The 20,591-nt window shown below is 60.0% G+C and carries 17 protein-coding genes; all 17 read right to left on the bottom strand.

What is annotated here, in order from left to right; all coding sequences use genetic code 11:
- Nucleotides 1–34: 34 nt before the first annotated feature.
- Nucleotides 35–484: a protocatechuate 4,5-dioxygenase subunit alpha gene (gene ligA, locus P353_RS08465; RefSeq protein ID WP_003067559.1), complete on the bottom strand. Its 450-nt coding sequence runs from the start codon at nucleotides 482–484 to the stop codon at nucleotides 35–37.
- 81 nt (nucleotides 485–565) lie between these two features.
- Nucleotides 566–1,483: an amidohydrolase family protein gene (locus P353_RS08470; RefSeq protein WP_034367970.1), complete on the bottom strand. Its 918-nt coding sequence runs from the start codon at nucleotides 1,481–1,483 to the stop codon at nucleotides 566–568.
- Between the two features lie 178 nt (nucleotides 1,484–1,661).
- Nucleotides 1,662–2,345, bottom strand: a complete 684-nt coding sequence (gene ligK, locus P353_RS08475; RefSeq protein WP_034367973.1) for a 4-carboxy-4-hydroxy-2-oxoadipate aldolase/oxaloacetate decarboxylase — start codon at nucleotides 2,343–2,345, stop codon at nucleotides 1,662–1,664.
- A 133-nt stretch (nucleotides 2,346–2,478) separates the two neighbouring features.
- Nucleotides 2,479–3,507 carry an amidohydrolase family protein gene (locus P353_RS08480; RefSeq protein WP_034367976.1) on the bottom strand — a complete coding sequence of 343 codons (1,029 nt, stop codon included), beginning with the start codon at nucleotides 3,505–3,507 and terminating at the stop codon, nucleotides 2,479–2,481.
- Between the two features lie 40 nt (nucleotides 3,508–3,547).
- A complete protein-coding gene (locus tag P353_RS08485) occupies nucleotides 3,548–4,945 on the bottom strand; it encodes an MFS transporter (protein WP_034367980.1) in 1,398 nt (465 codons plus the stop codon).
- Nucleotides 4,946–5,106: 161 nt separating this feature from the next.
- Nucleotides 5,107–5,799 (bottom strand): substrate-binding domain-containing protein, encoded by a 693-nt coding sequence (locus tag P353_RS08490; RefSeq protein WP_080750493.1) that lies wholly within the window; start codon nucleotides 5,797–5,799, stop codon nucleotides 5,107–5,109.
- Nucleotides 5,800–6,182: 383 nt separating this feature from the next.
- The gene (locus P353_RS08495; protein ID WP_034367983.1) at nucleotides 6,183–6,692 is read right to left on the bottom strand and encodes a hypothetical protein; all 510 of its coding nucleotides are present in this window, start codon (nucleotides 6,690–6,692) and stop codon (nucleotides 6,183–6,185) included.
- Between the two features lie 176 nt (nucleotides 6,693–6,868).
- Nucleotides 6,869–7,216 (bottom strand): hypothetical protein, encoded by a 348-nt coding sequence (locus P353_RS08500; protein WP_034367986.1) that lies wholly within the window; start codon nucleotides 7,214–7,216, stop codon nucleotides 6,869–6,871.
- Nucleotides 7,213–8,598: a cytochrome P450 gene (locus P353_RS08505; protein WP_034367989.1), complete on the bottom strand. Its 1,386-nt coding sequence runs from the start codon at nucleotides 8,596–8,598 to the stop codon at nucleotides 7,213–7,215. The genes P353_RS08500 and P353_RS08505 overlap by 4 nt, the downstream gene beginning before the upstream one ends.
- Nucleotides 8,595–9,905 (bottom strand): hypothetical protein, encoded by a 1,311-nt coding sequence (locus tag P353_RS08510; protein ID WP_034367992.1) that lies wholly within the window; start codon nucleotides 9,903–9,905, stop codon nucleotides 8,595–8,597. Before P353_RS08510 ends, P353_RS08505 begins: the two co-directional genes overlap by 4 nt.
- Before the next feature lie 21 nt (nucleotides 9,906–9,926).
- Nucleotides 9,927–11,423: a capsule biosynthesis protein gene (locus P353_RS08515; protein ID WP_052084800.1), complete on the bottom strand. Its 1,497-nt coding sequence runs from the start codon at nucleotides 11,421–11,423 to the stop codon at nucleotides 9,927–9,929.
- 101 nt (nucleotides 11,424–11,524) lie between these two features.
- Nucleotides 11,525–13,621, bottom strand: a complete 2,097-nt coding sequence (locus P353_RS08520) for a capsular polysaccharide biosynthesis protein (RefSeq protein WP_232776348.1) — start codon at nucleotides 13,619–13,621, stop codon at nucleotides 11,525–11,527.
- Nucleotides 13,622–13,628: 7 nt separating this feature from the next.
- A complete protein-coding gene (locus P353_RS08525) occupies nucleotides 13,629–14,822 on the bottom strand; it encodes a glycosyltransferase family 2 protein (protein WP_232776350.1) in 1,194 nt (397 codons plus the stop codon).
- A gap of 308 nt (nucleotides 14,823–15,130) precedes the next feature.
- Nucleotides 15,131–16,678, bottom strand: coding sequence for a glucose-6-phosphate isomerase (pgi, locus tag P353_RS08530; RefSeq protein ID WP_052084810.1), 1,548 nt, complete (start codon nucleotides 16,676–16,678; stop codon nucleotides 15,131–15,133).
- A 261-nt stretch (nucleotides 16,679–16,939) separates the two neighbouring features.
- A complete protein-coding gene (galU, locus tag P353_RS08535) occupies nucleotides 16,940–17,806 on the bottom strand; it encodes a UTP--glucose-1-phosphate uridylyltransferase GalU (protein ID WP_034368004.1) in 867 nt (288 codons plus the stop codon).
- 30 nt (nucleotides 17,807–17,836) lie between these two features.
- Nucleotides 17,837–19,012 carry a nucleotide sugar dehydrogenase gene (locus P353_RS08540; protein ID WP_034368007.1) on the bottom strand — a complete coding sequence of 392 codons (1,176 nt, stop codon included), beginning with the start codon at nucleotides 19,010–19,012 and terminating at the stop codon, nucleotides 17,837–17,839.
- A gap of 162 nt (nucleotides 19,013–19,174) precedes the next feature.
- A complete protein-coding gene (locus P353_RS08545) occupies nucleotides 19,175–20,590 on the bottom strand; it encodes a mannose-1-phosphate guanylyltransferase/mannose-6-phosphate isomerase (RefSeq protein WP_034368010.1) in 1,416 nt (471 codons plus the stop codon).
- Nucleotide 20,591: the final 1 nt, after the last annotated feature.

Below are 20,591 nucleotides of genomic sequence, written 5' to 3' on the forward strand. Positions count from 1 at the left end.
AGGTGAAAACGGATGCGGTGATGCGTGCCATGTCTTAGTTGCCTTCCTTGTTCTGGTTGCCTGCGCTGCCCTGGGGCTGATGGTGTGCCTGCGCATCACCGTCCTCGCCCACGTAGCGATTGCCTTCGGCAGAGCGGCCGCCGCCCATCATCATGGCGCGGTACTCTTCTTCGGTCATGCCGGTCATGGAGCCGGCCATCTGCTGGAAGCTCTTGCCGTCGGTGGCACCGATCTTGGCCAGGAAGTAGATATTGCCGCCGGTGCGCATGCACCAGTTCAGGTCGCGCGCCAGCACGGCCTGCTTTTGCTCCTCGGTCATCGCCCACTCGTCGAGATAGGCACGCTCGTTGGCGCGAAAGCGCTCGCGGTTCTCGGCCTTCATCAGGCTCATGCAGAACTGGTTGAGCCAGTAGCCCTTGCGGGACTGCTCGGCATCGAAAATGATGGTGCCGGGCACGTCCAGATACGGTTTTTCCAAAGCCATAAATTCTCCTCGTTACGGATGGCGCAGCCCATGCGACAAGGCTGCGGCCTGTTTCCGGGTGTATGTGTCGCCGGAACTCCGTCAGACCTCTTCGGGCCAGTACAGACGCATGGGGTTGTCCACCAGCAGCTTTTGCTGCAGCTCTGCTGTGGGAGCGATATGGGGAATGAAGTCCACCAGCAGGCCGTCGTCGGGCATGTGGTCCTTCAGGTTGGGGTGCGGCCAGTCCGTGCCCCAGAGCACGCGATCGGGGAACTCCTCGACCACGCGGCGCGCAAACGGCACCACGTCGCGGTAGGCATTCTGCTCACCATTCAGCGCCTTGGGGCCGGTGACGGACAGGCGCTCGGGGCAGGACACCTTGCTCCAGACGTTCTGGTGCTCGCGCATGAACTTCAGGAACAGGGCGAACTCTTCGCTGTCCACGCCCTTGGTGACGTCGGGGCGGCCCATGTGGTCGACCACCACGGTGGTGGGCAGCGCGGTGAAGAAGTCCCACAGCTCGGGCAGATCCACGGCTTCGAAATAGATCACCACATGCCAGCCCAGCTTGGCGATGCGGCCGGCGATCTCCATCAGCTCGTCCTTGGGCGTGAAGTCCACCAGGCGCTTGACGAAGTTGAAGCGCACGCCGCGCACGCCGGCGTCATGCAGCTGCTGCAGCTCGGCATCGCTGATGGAGCGCTTGACGGTGGCCACGCCACGGGCCTTGCCGCCCGAGGACTTGCAGGCATCGACCATGGCGCGGTTGTCCGAGCCGTGGCAGGTGGCCTGCACCACCACATTGCGCGCAAAACCCAGATGGTCGCGCAGCGCATACAGCTGGGCCTTGCTGGCATCGCAGGGAGTGTACTTGCGCTCGGGGGCGAAGGGGAACTCGTTGCCGGGGCCGAACACATGGCAGTGTGCATCCACAGCGCCGGCAGGCAGCTTGAACTGGGGCTTGCTGGGGTTGGCATACCAGTCCAGCCAGCCGGGGGTCTTTTCAAATTGGCTCATTTGTCTTTTCCTCAATGGTCTGTGAGTGGGCCATAGCCGCCAATACTGGCGCCGCACAACTCAGAGATGCCAAGCAAGAGCCGCCTCGCAGCGAGGGCATCGTCCCCTTCCGCATTGCGAAGCAAAGCGAGAGAGGGGGAAGGCGCGGGGCCGCCTAGGCGAAGCGACTAAGGGGGTGTTAGTCAATATATTTCAGGCCAGCCTTTTCCAGGGGCTCGCGCATCTTGTACATATCCAGGCCCAGAACGCCCGAGGCCAGCTTGGCGCGCTTTTCGCCTTCGAAGCTCTCGCGCTTCTGGGCGGCGGCCAGCACTTCGACGGCACGCGCGGCGGGCACGCAGACCACGCCGTCGTCGTCGGCCACGATCACGTCACCGGGCGTGACCAGCATGCCGGCGCAGACGATGGGGATATTGACCGAGCCCAGGGTGGCCTTGATCGTGCCCTTGGAAGAGATGGCTTTGCTCCACACGGGGAAGTCCATCTCCTGCAGCGTCTTCACGTCGCGCACGCCGGCATCGATGATCAGCGCGCGTGCGCCGCGTGCCTGAAAGCTCGTGGCCAGCAGGTCGCCGAAGTAGCCGTCGGAGCACTCGGCGGTGACGGCCGCGACCACGATGTCGCCGGGCTGGATCTGCTCGGCAGCCACATGCATCATCCAGTTGTCGCCGGGCTGCAGCAGCACCGTGACGGCGGTGCCCGAGACCTGCTTGCCGGCATAGATGGGGCGCATGTAGGGCCTGAGCAGACCGACGCGGCCCATGGCCTCGTGCACGGTGGCGGAGCCCAGGGCGGCCAGGCCGTCAGCGGCAGCGCGGTCGGCGCGCTGGATATTGCGGTAGACAACTCCCAGTTCGTACATGGAAATACCTCTTAGCTTTGACGTGATTGAATCAAAAAAGTGAGCTTCTATCGCTTGATATTCTTCATATCTGAATAGTTTTCATGCTGAAAACGTTTAATTCCGTGCGATAGCAGCTCTCTTTTTTGAGAAGTTATAGACCCTTGGCCTTGAGCGCCTTGTCCAGGCGGGTGAACACGCGGCGGGCATTGCCTTCGTAGACGGCTTGCTTCTCATCGGCCGTCAGGTTCTGCGTGGCTTCGATGTAGCGCTTGGTGTCGTCGTAGTAGTGACCGGTCTGCGGATCGATACCGCGCACGGCGCCGATCATTTCGCTGGCGAACAGGATGTTCTTGGTGGGAATCACTTCCGTCAGCAAATTGATGCCGGGCTGGTGGTAGACGCAGGTGTCGAAGTAGATGTTGTTGAGCAGATGCTCTTCCAGCAGCGGCTTCTTCATCTCCTGCGCCAGACCGCGGAAACGGCCCCAGTGGTAAGGCACGGCGCCGCCGCCATGGGGGATCAGGAACTTCAGCGTCGGGAAGTCCTTGAACAGATCCGAAGTCAGGCACTGCATGAAGGCCGTGGTGTCGGCATTCAGATAGTGGCTGCCCGTGGTGTGGAAGCAGCTGTTGCAGCTGGTGGAGACGTGGATCATCGCGGGGATGTCGTACTCCACCATCTTTTCGTAGATGGGGTACCAGCTCTTGTCGGACAGCGGGGGCGAAGTCCAGTGGCCGCCCGAGGGGTCGGGGTTCAGGTTGATGCCGACGTTGCCGTACTGCTCCACGCACTTGACCAGCTCGGGGATGCAGGTCGCGGGGTCCACGCCGGGCGACTGGGGCAGCATGGCGGCGGGAATGAAGTGGTCGGGGAACAGCTCGCTGACGCGGAAGCACAGCTCGTTGCAGATGGCGGCCCAGGTGCTGGAGATCTGGAAGTCACCGATGTGGTGCGCCATGAACGAGGCACGGGGGCTGAAGATGGTCAGATCGGAACCACGCTCCTTCATCAGGCGCAGCTGGTTGGTTTCGATGGTCTCGCGGATTTCATCGTCGCTGATCTTCAGATCGGCCACCGACGGGGTCTTGCTCGGGTCCTTGAGGCCGGCGATCTGCAGATCGCGCCATGCGCCCAGGGCCGCTGGCGCCGTGGTGTAGTGACCGTGTACGTCAATGATCATCTTCAAGCTCCGTTCAAAATAATTCGTCTATCAAAAAAGTTCAGTGCGCACCGCCAAGGCCCAGCATGGAGGTGCGCGGTGCGCCGCCCGCATAGCGATTCTTGACCAGCAGCGCCAGCGCAGCGATGACGCCGGGAATGGCGACCACCATGAAGACCAGCGGCAGCTCCAGGTGACGACGCGACAGCTCGGCCACGAGGAAGGAGCCGGCAATGCCGCCAAAGCGGCCAATGCCCAGCATCCAGGACACGCCGCTGGCACGGCATTCCGTGGGGTAGTACTCGGCAGCCAGCGCCTGCATGGACGACTGTGCCGCATTCATCAGCAAACCGGCAATGAAGACCGAAGCCACCAGCATGCCCACGCCGCCACCAAGCACCTGGCCGATGAAGGCCACGCCCAGGCTGGTCAGGAAGTAGCCCGTCGCAATGATCAGATTGGCATTCCAGCGGTCCATCAGCAGACCGACAAAGATCGCGCCCACGCCGCCGAGCTGGAACAGCGCGGCAATCACGGCAGCCTGGCTGGCGGGCACGCCCGCTTCCTTGAACAGCACAGGCATCCAGTTGACCAGGCCATAGACAATCACCAGGCCCATGAAATACGTCACCCACAGGGCCAGCGTGCCGACCAGATATTTCTGCGAGAACACCAGACGCAGGCCCTGGGGACCCTGCTGTGCCTGGGCGGCAGCCTCGCCGCCGTCGTTGAGCACGAAGCGCGCTGCATTGCGCGTGCCGGCGGCGATACGCACCATCACCTTGCGCACGCGGTCTGCCGAGTAGTTCTTGAGCACCATGAAGCGCACCGACTCGGGCAGCATCACGATCATCAGCACGGCCAGGATCAGGGGCACCACACCGCCCACGATCAGCAGGCTGCGCCAGCCGAAATGCGGAATCATCCAGGCCGCGATAAAGCCGCCGAAGGCGGAGCCGATGGGGAAGCCGCAGAACATGCAGTTGGTGATGAAGGAGCGCTTGCTGTCAGGGCAGTATTCGTTCATCAGCGTGATGGCGTTGGGCATGGCGGCGCCAAGACCCAGGCCGGTGATGAAGCGCCAGATGGTCAAGCCTTGCAGGTCATGCACCAGGCCGGAGGCAATCGATGCACCGCCCATCACCACCGCAGCGATGATCAGCACGGTCTTGCGGCCCACGCGGTCCGCCAGCGGACCCGCGCCCAGCGCGCCGAAGGCCAGGCCGAACAGGGCCGCGCTCAGCACCGGCCCCAGATGGGACTTGTCGATGCCCCATTCGCCAAGCAGCGAAGGCGCGATGAAGCCGATGGCGGCGGTATCAAAACCGTCGAGCAGAACAATCAAAAAGCAGAGGAAGAAAATCCCCCACTGAAAGCCCGAGAACGGGCTCTCGTTGAGCACGGTCTGCACGTTGACGACCGTCGGGTCGGTGTTCTGTTTGCTAGTTTGCGAAGTCATAGTTGGAATCTCAGTTGCCTCTCTTTGTCGCCTCTATCTCCTGTCTCGCGGCTGGCGCCAAAGCCTCAAAGGCATCTGGTACGTCCGTCACGAAAGGGCTATGACTGCCCTTTTGCTGGATGGGGTTTCAGTGCCAGGCCCCCGCCTGGACACGAGTCAATTCAAGCGGGCTCCATGCCCTGGCGGCGCTTGGCCGCTGCGGCCTCGGGCGAAGCCATGAAGGCCAGCAGACGCTGCACGGCATCGGCATGGGCCGAGCCCGTCACAACGCCGGCCGAAAACACGGTGTCGATGGCAATCGCGGCAGGCAAGCCGCCCACGATGCGGATGCCTTCGACATGGATCAGCTCGCTCAGCTGCTGAAAGCCCAGCGCCACTTCCCCCGAAGCAATCATGGAGCCCACGGGAACGCCGGGCCGGGCCTGCACGATGCGGGACTTGATCTCCTCGGCAATGCCCCAGCGCTCGAACAGCTTTTGCAGCGCCACGCCGCTGGGGCCGGTGGAGTAGCCAATGCTGGGCGCGGCCAGCACGGCAGCGCGCACGGCCTCTTCCGAGCCGATATCGGGCTGGGCCGCGGCGGCAGGCACGGCCACGGCGGTGCCAGAGAGCACCAGATCCACCTTGCTGCCCTCAACCACTCGGCCGGCGGCCTGCAGCTTGTCGATGGCGTTGGAGGCCAGGAAGACCACATCAAAGGCCTCTGCGCCAGACTGCACGCGCTGCGCGGCATCCACACCGCCCACGGATTCGATCTGCACCGGCTCGCCGCCCTGCTCCTGCCAGGCTGCAGCCAGATCCGCGAGGACCTGGCGGGTTGCCATGGAAGAAATGCCTTTGAGTGCTGCGCTCATGCCGGAAGACTCCTGAAGTGGATGCAGTGGCTGCCCAGCCAGATTCCGCAACCCAGCCTTCAAGGCTTTGCGAGCCACTCCCTCATGCTGCGGGCACTGCACCGGCAGGACTGGGACGCTCGAACAGGGCTTGCGTCAAGGCAACCATCTAGTCAAAACGAATGAGACTATTGTCGACAGCCCTGAGCGCCCCTACTAGGCAAGCCCTCCGCTAGCAGCTATGCCGCAAAGGCATAGCAAAGTGCTTGCTCATATCACGTATAAATACCTACGAACAAGGCATGAAACCAACAAATAGAAAAGGCTGAGTGCTATTTTTTCAATAGCATTCAGCCTTCATTGCTGTGCATAAGCAACAGTAGATTTAGTGGTTAACCCCTAATTCAGTCGTCATGGCGTCCATGCCCACGCCCGTGACCATGACCGTGGCCTCGCCCCCGGTCATCGCGATCATGCCTGTCCCAGTCACGTCGGTCATGGCGATCGCCTCTGTCCCATTGGCGATGATCCCGGCGATCATCACGCCAGTCGCGCCTGTCGTGATGGTGATGCGGCGGAGGTCCTGCACGCCAATGGGGCGGCGGATTGCGCAGGAAATAGACCGGCTGGCCGCAGGCATGGTAGCGACCGCAGTAGCGGCGCCAGTTGCGCGAATGGCCGGGCGGCACCCACATATAGATGGGCTGCACCTGCGGCACCATCGGGCCGCCCCACATTGGCTGGGCATACAGCAGCTGCGGCGGCGCATTGCCGATATTGACCTGACCGTACACCCCGGGCGCCAGCTGCCCCGAGATGGAGCCGCTGATATAGGCCTGTGCCTGGGCGGCACCCGCTGCGCAAACCAGCGCCAAGGCCGCCAGACTGCGGATGATTGAAGTGCGATTGGACATATCTCTCCATGCTCGATATAGATCACCGTGGGGCCGGCGAGATCGCGCTTCAACCCGGAAACGCTTAAGCCCTTAACGCGCCAGGGCCGGTTCCCGCTGACCTGTACCAATCTCGAAGCGTAAAGAGGCGTAATGCGCGGATTCGGCTCAATCGGCTGAACGAGTCGGCCGGCCTCTCATTTGATCGTCTGACCCTGCAGGCCTTTTTTCAGGATCAGGTCCACCACGGGCTGCTCGCGCTTGTTGGCGCGCATGCAGTGATCCTTCTGGAAGTGATCGGTGATTCTGATCACCCAACGCGCCCAGCGCTTGTTCTCGCGTTCGCGCCAGGCATGCGATGAGACGCTTTCCCATGCGTAGCCGTTGAGCACTGCGGCATTGACGAAATGGTCCAGCGCGCGCACTCCGGCCCTGCCCCGCTCCGTCTTGCCGAACAGGCCGACCCAGCAAAGAATCAGCCAGCCCACGACCGCGAGCGGGACAACGGCGCACATCAACACAAAGCCTGCCAGGCGCTCCTTCATGCGTCCTCTCTCTTGCGCAACTTGATACGAACGCCATTTTCGGAGCGAATCGTCAGACGCCCCACGGGCTGCGGCACATGACCCGGCGCGGGCAGGATTTCATAGCGCTGCAGCAGGCAGGCCAGAATCAGGACCGCCTCCTGCAGCGCAAATGCAGCGCCCAAACAGACACGCGGGCCCATGCTGAAAGGCATGTAGGCATGCTTGATGGCCTCCTTGTCTTCCTCACGGTCAAAGCGGTCGGGATCGAAGGCATCGGGGTTCTGCCACCACTTGCGGTGGCGCTGCAGCAGCCAGGGAGCCACCACCACCGTGCTGCGCTCCTTCAATTGCTTGCCCCGGATGGGGCAGGATTGAACGTTCTCCCGCGCAAAGAAACCCACTGGCGGAAACAGGCGCAAGGTCTCGCGAAAGATATTCCAGACCTGCGTGAAGCTTTTCATGTCCGCCTGCTGCGGCAGACGATCGCCAGCCACCTCCAGCACTTGCTCGTAGGCACGCTGCTGAATGTCGGGAGACTGGGACAGCAGATAGCTGGCCCAGGTCAGCGCACTGGCCGAAGTTTCATGCCCTGCCAAGAACAGCATGGCAACCTGATTGACGAGCTCTTCCTCGTTGAAAGGCTCGCCCGTATTCGGATCCTTGGCCTGCATGAAGGCGGCAAGAATATCCTCCTGCTCCTCGGCCTCGCCCCTCAGATGCGCTTCATAGCGCGGCTTGATCATGGCGTGCAGCAGGCCGCGAATCTCCGTGGCGGCCTGGTTGCTCTGCCAGCGATACCAGGGCATGGTCAGCCAGCGAACGCCGAACAGAGCCGGCAGCATGAGCTTGGGAGCCAGCGACTGATAGCGCGCAAAGGCTTCGAAGATGCGATGCGCATCAGGCCCCTGCAAGGGCGTGGAAAAAATCGTGCGAAAAATGATATCGGCGGTGACATGAGTCATCTCGATCTCAATGTCATAGGGCTGGGCCTCGTCCACGGCATCCAGGCGCTCCAGCATGGCCTGCGCCGCACCCAGCATGCGCGGGAAAGCGACGTTCACCCGGGCCTGTGCAAACGCCGGGTTCATCATGGTGCGCTGACGCTGCCACTGCTCGCCATTGGTCGTGAAGATGCTGTCTCCCAGCAAGGGCTCCAGCGACTCGTGCAATAGATGGCTCTTGGGAAACTGCTGCGCCTCGCTCTGCATGACTCGCTTGACTTCCGCAATGTCATTGAGCATGTAGAGATCCACGCCGGGCAGATGGACCTCGCCCATCTGCATGCTGTAGCTGCGCTCGAACAGCGCATCCATCCAGGAGCGCCGCGCATGCCAGAACATGCGCAGCTTCGATGTCTGCTCGGGATGGGGTTTGGGATAGGCGGGGCAAAAACGACTCATCGCACCAATTTCCTCTCTATGTAGTCATGCATCGGACCGGCGCTGGTGAGCAACTCAAAAAAATCATAGGCGCCGGCAACCTCGCCGGCCATCAGATACTGAAAATGCATGCGCATCTTGTTCCTGCGCAACCAACGGTAGGTTGTCGGCAAAAACAGCTTGTGAAAGCGCGGGGAGCACATCGCTTGCGGGTTGAATCCCCACTGCGGCCTGCGCTTGCCGGCAGCGGCAACGGAGCTGGCAAGCTGGCTCTGATCCCGGCGTCCATCCTCGCGCAAGGACAACCCCACCACATCGCACATGCCGAAGCACACGCTATCGCTGGGGGAAGAAATATCGGCCCAGTACACGGCTTCGTCCATGGCAATCTGGCGCAAGGTCTGCCGCAAGGCTCCAGCGCCGGGAAACAGCCCGAACAGCGGAATGCAATTGCCCAGGGTGACCAGATTCACCAGCGGCCTGCGCGAAGCCTGCAAGGATAAGGGACTTTCTGCCAGTCTCCGGCGAAGTGCCTGAGTCAACTTCAACGCCTGCACGCTGCCGACACTGAAGCCGACCACCACCACTTCGCGCCAGCGCTGCTGCTGCAAGGCCTGCGCCACCTCGGCGGCCATGGTCTCGATGCGCGCATCCAGCACGGGAAAGGTTTTCCGGGAACTGACATGGGCAAAGTTCAGAATCCTCAGAAGCCAGCTGATATGCAGATAGCCATCCAGCACCAGGCCGCCCCAGCCAACGACAGCGACCGCCGCCAGCATCAGCGTGGCTGCGCCCGCTGGCGGCAAGCCGTCCCAGGCACTGACAAGCACAGAGCCCAGGCCCAGTCCGGCCAGCAACACCAGCAGCATATAAAACAGCGGATACATCAGCGCCCACAGGGTAAAGCGCGCCTGCTCCCGCACGGGTTTGAGCCACTGCCTCAAATTCCAGATCGAAACATAGGTGCCCACGGCCTGGCGAAAAACCTCCGCCCGGCTTGAAGGCCAGTGCAGACGGACCTGATCGTGCCAGTCGAAAAAAACAAAATCGGCGCTAGCCGTGTTTCCGGAATCCGTCTGAGAGACTTTCCAGCGGGAATGCAGCGATTTCTCCTGCCCGTGCTCAGCCGCATTCCATTTTTCTCTGCCGCCAATCGCATATTGTCGGTCCGCAGAAGCCACCGGCTGCTTTTGCGCCTCGGAACGCATCAGCTGGTGATAGTGCCTTGCACCGCGCGGATCGAAGCCGCCCATGAAGATCACGAGGCGCTCGCCCTCTCCTGTCTTCTTTGAAGACTCGACTGAGATATTCTTTTCGCTGCTAGTCATTGGCCCCCTCCATACCAAGGCTTATTCGACAGAGGCGGCCCCCTGCAGCATGGAAGGCATGGCATCTTTCTGATTGGCCGGCCTGGAAACAAAGACTGGCTCCGCAGCCTCTGCGGGCCAGAGCACAGGATCCACGGACAGGCCGCCGCCCCAAAGGCGCTGGGCCATCTGTCCATCCAGCGCAGCCCCGCAGCGCCAGGAGACCGCCGGAAGCCGACGGTAGAAGCTGCCGTTGATCTGCGTGCACTCTATCAAGGCCTTGCGAAAGCGCGAGAGCATTTCCTGATCGGGAACCGCATGATGGGCCCGGAACCAGAAGTCGCGCATCTTGCCCTGATAGGTCAAGCCTTCCAGGTCATACAAGGCATTGCCGCAGACCTTGACGGGGGCGCCATGACCCAAGGCCGAAAGCCCGGTCGTGCTATTGACCAGCACCACACCCTTGGCGCTCTTGAGCAATGAAGGCAAATGCTGGTCATGGATATAGAACACCTTGCCCTGCAAACCGTGGCGGCGCGCCAGCAAGCGGATGATGTTGGCGTAATTTCTATGTCCGCGGTCCATGGGGTGATGCTTGAAAACCACCACGTCATCGGCAATCGACTTTCCACCCTCGGGCACGCCATTCGTGCGCTCCAGCGCCTGGGCCCGGGAAAACGAATGCAGCACGTGATTGATGAAATCCGTCACGAAGTCATAGTTCGAGTGAACCACGATCTGGGCATCGTTATAGACCTGCAAGGGAGCCAAAAAGAACTTCTTGCGCAAGTCACCAAGCAGCAGATTCTCAATCTCTTTTTCCGTGCGCCGATACCAGAATTTACGCAGATAGCTCAGCCACCACCAGGGGGCATCGCGCACGGTCATGCTCCGGTGATGCAGGGCGTTGTTCCAGAACCACTGCCCCAGCCAGGCCACAAAGAAATACAGCATGCCCCACATGGCCGAGTGCCAGAAAGAGTTCCCGACCTTCTTCCATGACTCCGTGGCCGGCCCGTTCGAATGAGGACGCGATGGAGCATTCTCCTGCTTCGACCTCTGTTTCAGCCAGAGGGCCAGTCTCTTTTCGAAATGCGAATGCCCGTTGACGCCCATGGGCTCGAAGGTAATATGATCGGGCCGCAGATAGCCTTCTTCAAACACCCCGAAGGCACAGCCCAGGCGCTCTGTCATGGAGCGCACGCAGGCATGGACCGGCCGGCAGTCGCCAAACAGCAGCACGGCATCGATACGGTGCCTGACGATGAAGGCCTCCAGCACCTCCGGCCACTGGGTCAGATCCCCCCGGAACGAATGGGCCTTGCGCGGATAGAACAGCCAGTCCCCGGCATTGAAGTTGAATTTGAAGACAGTCGCCCCCACCGAGCGCAAGTCCTTGGCCAGGTTCCAGAAAAAAGGCCCTACCGGGCCTTGCAGCAACAAAACACGTTTAGACGCAAATCCACTCTTGTTCTTCATGCGTACGGGACTGCGGGCTGTCAGGCCGCTTGGTATTTCTATGGAGGCGTCATGAAGCATGACCCCTGTATTTTAGGGGTTTCACCGGGCGCCCCCCGTGCATATCACTGCACGTTGACAACAAATCGATGAAAAATAATTGCAAAAAAAGGTAAGTATCACTAATCCGACAAAATCGACTGAAGCAATACCTTGGATTTGCGCCATTGCCGCCGCAGCCAGCCGGACTTCAGGCCATGCAGACTGCCCGACTGCTCCAGGGCAGTACGTTGCTCAAGCAAGCGCCTGAGCACCGCTTCGCAGCTCGTGTAGCCCCTGAGCACCGGGTCCCAGTACAAGGGGTAATGCAGCAGCGCCCCTGCAACCAGCTCATCCAGCAACAGCGGACGGCTTCGGCGTGGCACGGGCAAGCGATCCTGCGTCAGACCCCAGCCTGCGTAGAACGGGCGCCCATGTACCACCACCTGCTTGTTGCGCAGCAAGGCGTCAAAGCCCGTCAACGAGGTCATGGTCACCACCACATCGCAGGCCTCGATGCAGCTGACCACCGAAGCGCCTTGTTCAATGTGGTCGGCATGCTGCAAAGCCTGGGCCGGTTCAACATGGCCCTTGCGATTGCCGCTGCTCACATCGGGGTGCGGCTTGAAGACAATGAATGCATGAGGAAACGCAGCGCGCGCGGCCTGGATCAGACCCAGATTCGTGCAGACGCCATCGGCGTCGCAGCCAAAGCGAATGGAGGCATCGTCTTCCACCTGACCCGGCACCAGCACCACCTGCCTGCCGGCCTGCGGACGATCCGTGCTGAACCAGTCCACCGGGCGATTGGGCTCGAGGTTGTACTTGGTGATGCCATGCTCGACGATAAACGCACGCACATTGCGCGCACGCTGCAAATCGTGCGCCGTGAATGCCCTGGTGTTGAGCAAATCCTCCAGCTCCGACGACTGACCCGGGTCAAAATAGATGCCCTTGGCATCCAGCACAAAGGACTGCGGAGGAATCAGGTCGGAGCCCAGGCCCACGGAGCGGACAAAGCCATCCTCCATGCGCAGCAGGCGCACGCCCGCTGCATCCGCCAACTCCTGTACACCTGCCGGCGGCACCCGCCCCCAGCAGACCAGGCAATCTTCACCGCCAGGCTGCAAAACCCTGGCCGCAGCAGCATTCTTGACAAACACCACCTTGCCGGGATGCAGCGACAACATGGCCTTCACGTTCGCGGCCTTCCAGCGCCGAAAACCCACCACAATCATGCGCCCGCCAAAGCGCCGAGCGACCCGACGCTGACGCTCCAGCCAGTCCATCACGTCCAGTAGGTCGCCACGTTGCCGGGTCTCCGGATTCAAATAGCGGCTGTAATGCATATAGCCGGCTGCAAATAATTCGTCCACCGAGCGTCGGCGAGCGGCGCGACGCAGCATGGCTGCATGCTGCGGCTGGCGATCATCCGTCACACCCCAGCCCGCATACCAGGGCACACCAAAACAAACCACTGGCTTGTTTGCCAGCAAGGCCTCAAAGCCCATGGTCGAACTGACCACATAGACCTTGTCCATCTGCGCAAGCAGGCTCATCGGGTTGACAGCATTGCGCAGCACCACCGTGCGGGCACCGGGCTGCACGCCCGTCAAGTAGCCGCCCTTGCGGCCCGAAGTCACTTCGGGGTGGGTCTTGACATAGACGGTGGCCTGCGGGTTCTCAGCCAACGCAGCGGCCAGCATAGCGTCAAAAGTAGCAGCATCCGCCCCGCCCTTTGCCACGCTCATATCGCCCGCGGTCTGGTCCACCACCAGCACGCGCTGAACATCGTCGCTGCGCAGCATGCCCTCAGGCAGATCAGGAGCGTGGTTGTATTTGCTCAGCCCGGCGAAGAGCAGCTTCTCTCTGGCCTGCTGCACCAGCACGGTATCTGCAGCCAGCAGATTGACATCGCTGCAAAGCAGGCGCTCCAGTGCACTGGGCCGCGTGCAGTCGTAGTAGATGCCCGCGTCATCGACCACCAGCGACAGCGGCGGGAAATGCTCGCCAGTACCAAAGGAGCGCAGAAAGCCGTCTTCCAGCGCTACATAAGGCAGGCCATGCGTGTCCGCATAGGCCAATGCCTTACGAGTGGTTGGACGCAGGCCCCAGCCTGCCACCACATCAACAGGTGCGGCGCGCCATGCGCGCAAGCGCACGGGCGCGGCCTTGAGCAATACCGCAAGCAAAGGAATGCGGAGTATTCCTCTCGAGAAAATGCCAATTCTTTGCGACACCAGACTCTCAAATAAAAACGGGTTCACTGCCAGCATCGACAAGCAGTCTCTGTTGCCGGACTTGATTCTGCGCGGCTCTGACCTGCTCTGGCGTGACACAGATCTCCTTCGGAGCATCGAAAAATCGGCTTGCAGTCAACGCCTCAAGATCCAGCGGCAGGCACGGCAAGATGCCCTGGCGCAGACATTCCAGGTGCCAACTCATCCCGGCCTCCCAATAGGCCAGCCGTTGCGGTGAAACACCGGCATCCGAGTAGCCTGTGTCCTCTGCCGTCATCAGCGAGCCTATACGGTGCGAACCCAAGGACAGCGGCTTTGCAATGCGCTTGACGGCATCTTTTCCAAACACCAGCCGCAGCCGCGCATGAAACTCGCTGTCCGCTCCCGTTCGCACACAATCCCAAGCACCCATGCGGTGCAAGACCAGTTCACGGCGAAACAGGGGTGAAGAGGGATTCAGGCGCATCAAGGTATGCACGGGACGGGCATAGAAAACGCCGTCATCCTGCATGCGCACCCAATGCGAAGTGGTCGCAACCAGAGAAGCATCTTCCAACAAGGGGCGCACCTGCATCTCGATCTTCAGCGGGTGCGACCAATCGTCAGAATCGTGACAAGTCACGAACTCTCCACGGGCAAGCTGCAGACCCATGCTCTTAGCCAGATAGGTACCGCCATTCGTCTGCAATCGCAGCAGTCTTACGCGTGCATCCTTTCGTGCCCAGCTCTGCGCCACCTCAGGAGTGTCGTCAGCGCTGGCATCATCCACCACGATGATTTCCAGATTGCGATAGGTCTGATTCAACAGCGATTCGATCGCCACCGAGGCTCTCGCGCCGGTCTGGAAAGTCGTCATCAAAACCGAAACCAGCGGGCCATCCGTCACTGCAGGCAAGCCGGGCAATTTCACATTGCAGGGGCCCGGCGCCTCCTGCGGGTTGCACAGCGCCACCGGCGGCAGCCCGTGAGCCGCAAAAAAGCGATTGAGCCGCTCCAGTTGCTGCTCGGGCCGATCAGGCCCCGCCATAGTCTGATAAAGATACAACTCAGGATAGCGTGCTGCCTGGCCACGGTTCAAAGCATCTGCCAGCAACTCACCCGCGCGCTGCGTCTGATTTGTGCGCAATAAAAGTGCGGCGTGCAGAGCCGGAGGTACACCCTCTGGTACAGACTCCAGCAATTGCAAGGCCTCTGCTGGCATGAATGGCGCCAGGGCCTCGGCCAACGCGACACGCAGGTGCGCCGGGGTACCCCGCCACTGCGCCGCAGCCAGCATCTTGCGCGCACTATCATGCTGGCCGCATGCGGCCAGAGAAACCACGGCAGGCATGACATGGCGCCTGCGGCCCGGCTTCAGCGGAAGCGCCGCCACCGTGGCATACATGCCCAGGCGATAGTACGCCCTGGGCACCCAGCTATTGAGAGCCCCCAAAGAACTGGTGTCCACCTCGGCCAGGGCACGGGCAACATCGCCGCGCAGCAGATGCAGCAGACTACACAAGGCCTTCATCAGACGTGTTCCGTTTCCGGGATGCAAGACGCCAGCAATCCCGCCGTGGACACGTCAAGCCCCGATAGATCGCCGGAGTCCATGCGCGCGCGCAAGTCTCTGGCCAGGGTCTTGCCCAACTCAACCCCCCACTGATCAAAGCTGTTGATGCCCCATACCGTGCCTGCCACAAACACCCGGTGCTCATGCAGAGCCAGCAAGGCTCCCAGCGACTCGGGAGTCAATGCATCCAGCAACATGAAGGTGCTGGGCCGATTGCCCGGAAAGTCCTGATGTCCGGGCAACTGCCCCTGCCCGGCATTGCTACCCTGCATCAGCGCCTGCGCCTGGGCCAGGGCATTGGCCAGCAAGGCCTCCTGGTGCTCCGGCAACCCATGGGCCGCCGTGCGCGCGGCAATGAACTCCACCGGAATACGCTGGGTTCCCTGATGCAGCCACTGAAAAAACGCATGCTGACCATTGCTGCCAGGCTCACCCCACACCATGCCGGTAGTTGGATAGCCTACGGCTGTTCCATCTGCACGCACCTGCTTGCCATTGCTTTCCATCTCCAGCTGCTGCAGATAGGCCGGCAGTCTGCGCAAACCATGGTGATACGGCGCAACGCAGCGCCCCGGCATGCGCAAAAGGCTGGCGTACCACACATCCAGCAAACCCAGCCATACCGGCGCATTACGCTCCAGTGGTGCCTGGGCAAAATGCATATCCATCTCCGCTGCACCTGCCAGCAGACGCTCGAAGACCTCTGGCCCGACAGCCAAAGCCACTGGCAATCCCACGGCAGACCAGATGGAAAAGCGCCCACCAATCCCTTCCGGGATATGCAAGGTCTGGGTGAAGCCGCTTTGGCGAGCCAAGTCCTCGCGCGAAGACACAGCCACGAAGTGATCGGGCCAATGCAGGCCGCCAGCCGCACATACCCAGGACTTGGCAGAAGCCATATTGCGCTGCGTCTCGGCCGTGGACCAGGACTTGGAAGCCACGATGAACAATGTCCGCTCGGGCTCCAGCCCTTGAAGCGCCTGCTGCAGGTCATGGCCATCCATGTTCGACACCACATGCACGCGCGGCCCACCTTCGCACCACGGCTGCAGTGCCTGCAGCAGCAATTCAGGCCCAAGACCCGAGCCGCCAATACCGATATGCACGACATCCGTAAAACGTGCCGTTTCACGCAACTGCCGAGCCAAAGCCAGCATGGCGCGCAGGCCGGCGTGGCATTCGTCCTCCGGCAGAGAGCTGCCCTGCGGCGCCAAAGGAGCCCGCAAGCGCACATGCAAGGCCGGGCGCTGCTCTGTTTCGTTCACCACAGCCCCGTCATACAAAGCATCGCGTCGCTGCACCAAACCGGCCTCCTCGGCCAATTGCAACAAGGCCTCCAACACAGACTCATCCCACAAGGATTTGGAGCAGTCCAGCAAGACATGAGGTGCGTGCAAGCTCAACCGCTGAAACCGTTCCTGGCTGCTCAATGCCTGCTGCAGATTCAGCGTTTGCTCGCAAACGGCAGCCCTGGATCTCAGCGCCTGCCAAATGGGTGTATCCACACTCAAAACATCATCCTTGTCAAATCACACTCTGCAGGCTTTGCCTGCATCCGCTCCTAAAAAAGAAGCTTTCAGCGCAAGATATACGGATGTTTCAGGTTATGTATTACCTGAAACCCCATAAATTAATACGTCAACAGCTATGCTTTTAGAGAAAGTCACACAACCCCCAACCCGGAAGAGACACAGCCCGAAGCCGTAGACAGCAAAACGGCTGCCGCTGTACCTAGGAGCGCATCGCAGGGATTGCGCCGGCGCTTTCTAGTTGCGCAACGACTGAAGCAACGCCTCGAACTGCTCCCCCACCTCGGGGTGCTTGCGCGCCATGGCCAAGGTCGCCTCCAGGTAGCCGATCTTGGAGCCGCAGTCATAGCGCTTGCCCTGATAGCGGTAGGCCAGCACCTGTTCTTCCTTCATCAGCGCAGCAATTCCATCAGTGAGCTGGATCTCTCCACCGGCGCCCTTACCCAGGCGAGCCAGATGATGGAAGATACGCGGCGTCAGCACATAGCGGCCCACCACAGCCAGGGTGGAAGGTGCTTCCTCCGGCTTTGGCTTTTCCACAATGGCGTGCACAGCTTCCAAGCCCTCCTTGAGCGGCTTGCTGTCCACGATGCCATAGCTGCGCGTGTCTGCAAGCGGCACCTGCTGCACCCCCAGCACCGAGCACTTGTAGTAGTCGTACACGTCCACCATCTGGCGCATCACCGCCGGCTCGCCGTCCAGCAAATCATCAGCCAGCAACACGGCAAATGGCTCATTGCCCACCACCGGCTGAGCGCACAGCACAGCATGGCCAAGACCCAAGGCCTCTGGCTGGCGAATATAGACACATTTCATGTCTGCAGGCATCAGGCTGCGTACATATTTGAGCATCTCGGTCTTGCCACGCACTTCCAGCTCGTTTTCCAGCTCGTAGGCCTTGTCGAAGTGGTCTTCGATGCTGCGCTTGCTTCTTCCTGTCACAAACACCATTTCATTGATGCCTGCAGCAAGGGCCTCTTCCACCGCATACTGAATCAACGGCTTGTCCACCACTGGCAGCATCTCCTTGGGGCTGGCCTTGGTGGCAGGCAAGAATCGGGTGCCCATGCCCGCAACCGGAAAAACAGCTTTTCTTACTTTCATCTTCACACGTCTTTCAATTGCAAAAAAATATCAGGAATCACCACCAAACAAATCGCGTGTGTAAATTTTCTCTGGCACATCTGCCAGCTCATCCACCACACGATTGGCCACAATCACATCAGCCATCTGCTTAAACTCCGAAAAGTCCTTCACGACCCGGGAATGGAAGAAATCAGAAGCATCGAGCACAGGCTCGTAAACCACCACCTCGACACCCTTGGCCTTGAGGCGCTTCATCACCCCCTGGACGGAAGAAGCACGGAAATTGTCCGAGCCAGCTTTCATCACCAGGCGGTAGATACCCACCACCTTGGGATTACGCTTCAAAATATCGTCCGCCACAAAATCCTTGCGTGTGCGGTTCGATTCCACAATCGCATGCATCAGGCTCTGCGGAACATCGGCATAGTTGGCCAGTAACTGCTTGGTATCCTTGGGCAGGCAATAACCGCCGTAACCAAACGATGGATTGTTGTAATGCCCGCCGATGCGCGAGTCGAGACTGACCCCTTCAATGATCTGGCGCGTATCCAGCCCATGCACGGCCGCATAGGTATCCAGTTCATTGAAATACGCAACGCGCATCGCCAGATAGGTATTGGCAAACAGCTTGATGGCCTCTGCCTCGGTGCTGTCCGTCAGCAATACCTGCACATCCTTTTTGATGGCGCCTTCGCACAGCAGATCGGCAAACTGCTGACCGCGCTCGGAACGCTCCCCCACCACAATGCGACTGGGATGAAGGTTGTCATACAGTGCCTTGCCTTCACGCAGGAACTCTGGCGAGAAAACAATGTTCTCGCTACCTAGTTGTTCCTTCAGGCGCTTGGTAAAGCCGACAGGCACCGTCGACTTGATCACCATCACCGCATCCGGATTGATGGTCATCACCTCTCGTGCCACCGACTCCACCGACTTGGTATTGAAGTACTGCGTTTGTGGGTCGTAATCCGTCGGCGTTGCGATGATCACAAAGTCCGCGCCAGCATAGGCATCCTGCTTATTCAGAGTAGCGCGAAAATTCAGCTTTTTTTCCGCCAGGAAACTCTGAATCTCTGCATCCACAATAGGAGACCTCTTGTCATTGAGCAACGACACTTTACGCTCGTCAATATCAAGAGCGACTACCTCGTGATACTGCGCCAACAACATGGCATTGGAAAGGCCAACGTATCCTGTACCTGCAATTGCAATTTTTAAAGTCATGATCTATTTTTCGAAGCAAGGTGAAGCGATACTCTGAAAACACGATTGAATTCCATTTATGCACTTACCTCATTTAGCAATCCTATGGTAATTATCTGCTACCCAAGCTGAGCTACCCTGATAATGTGAAGCAGGGCCAAAAATGAAAGATTATTGATGTTATTAGGTGCGTCCATATCGGTCTTCAAACCGCACTATGTCATCCTCACCCAGATATGAGCCAGACTGCACTTCAATCAACTCCAAAGGGATTTTTCCTGGATTTTCCAGCGCGTGAACCTCACCGACCGGTATGTAGGTAGACTGGTTTTCCGTCAAGAGGTAAGTCTTATCCCCATTGCTGATCTGAGCTGTACCACTCACCACAATCCAATGCTCCGCCCGATGGTGGTGCATCTGCACCGACAACTTTGCGCCAGGCTTCACAGTGATGCGCTTGACTTGGTAACGCATGCCGCTATCGATGCTGTCATACATGCCCCAGGGACGGTACACCTCCCGATGGCTATCGTGTTCGTTACGACAGTCAGCCTTCAGCCGTTCAACCACTTTCTTCACATCCTGCACTCGGTTCTTGCAGGCTACCAGCACCGCATCTTTGGTCTCGACAACCACCAAGTCTCGCACCCCCACAGCAGTTACCAACCGACTACTAGCGTGCACATAGGTTCCCGCACTGTCTTGCAAGATAGCATCGCCCTGAACGGAGTTGCCAGCGTTGTCCTTGGGGCTCACATCCCACAGCGCCGACCAGCTACCCACATCGCTCCAGCCAGCGTCCAGAGGAACCACCACAGCATCATCGGTTTTTTCCATTACTGCATAGTCAATGGAATCCGATGGACAGGCCTCGAATGCTGCCTTGTCCACGCGTACGAATGTCAGATCCTCCTGAGCATTTGCCATGGCCGCTTGGCAGGCCTTGAACATATCGGGCGCAAAGCGTTCCAGCTCCTGCAGATAGCGAGCAGCCTTAAACATGAACATGCCGCTATTCCACAGGAAACGTCCGCTGTCCAAATAGGATTGCGCAGTTGCGACGTCCGGTTTTTCAACAAAGCGGTTAATCACAAACCCGTTGCCGGTGACCGCTCCCTGCTCAATATAGCCATAGCCAGTTTCAGCGTGCGTAGGCACCACGCCGAAAGCGACCAGCTTGCCGTCACTTGCCAGAGGCAAGGCCGCCTGCACACAGTGTTGGAACGCTGCCACGTCGGCAATGACATGGTCAGCAGCCAACACCAGCAGCACTGCGTCGCTGGTAGCCTGCAGCTTGCTCGCTTGCATTGCTGCCAAAGCGATGGCCGGTGCAGTATTACGGCCTGCTGGCTCCAACAAGATCTGTGCCTCGTCTCGACCGATAGAGCGTAACTGCTCGGCGGCAAGGAAGCGATGTTCTTCGTTACATATCAGCAGCGAAGATGCCACGTCCAGCCCCTCCAGCCGCTGTATCGTGGCCTGCAACAGGGTTTGGCCACCAGATGCCAGCGGCAGAAACTGCTTGGGGTATTGCACCCGCGACAGCGGCCACAGACGGGTACCGGAACCTCCGGCCATGATGACGGGTATGACTTGCATG

Origin of the sequence: Comamonas testosteroni, from assembly GCF_000761245.1 — a bacterium.
Taxonomy (GTDB): domain Bacteria; phylum Pseudomonadota; class Gammaproteobacteria; order Burkholderiales; family Burkholderiaceae_C; genus Comamonas; species Comamonas testosteroni_C.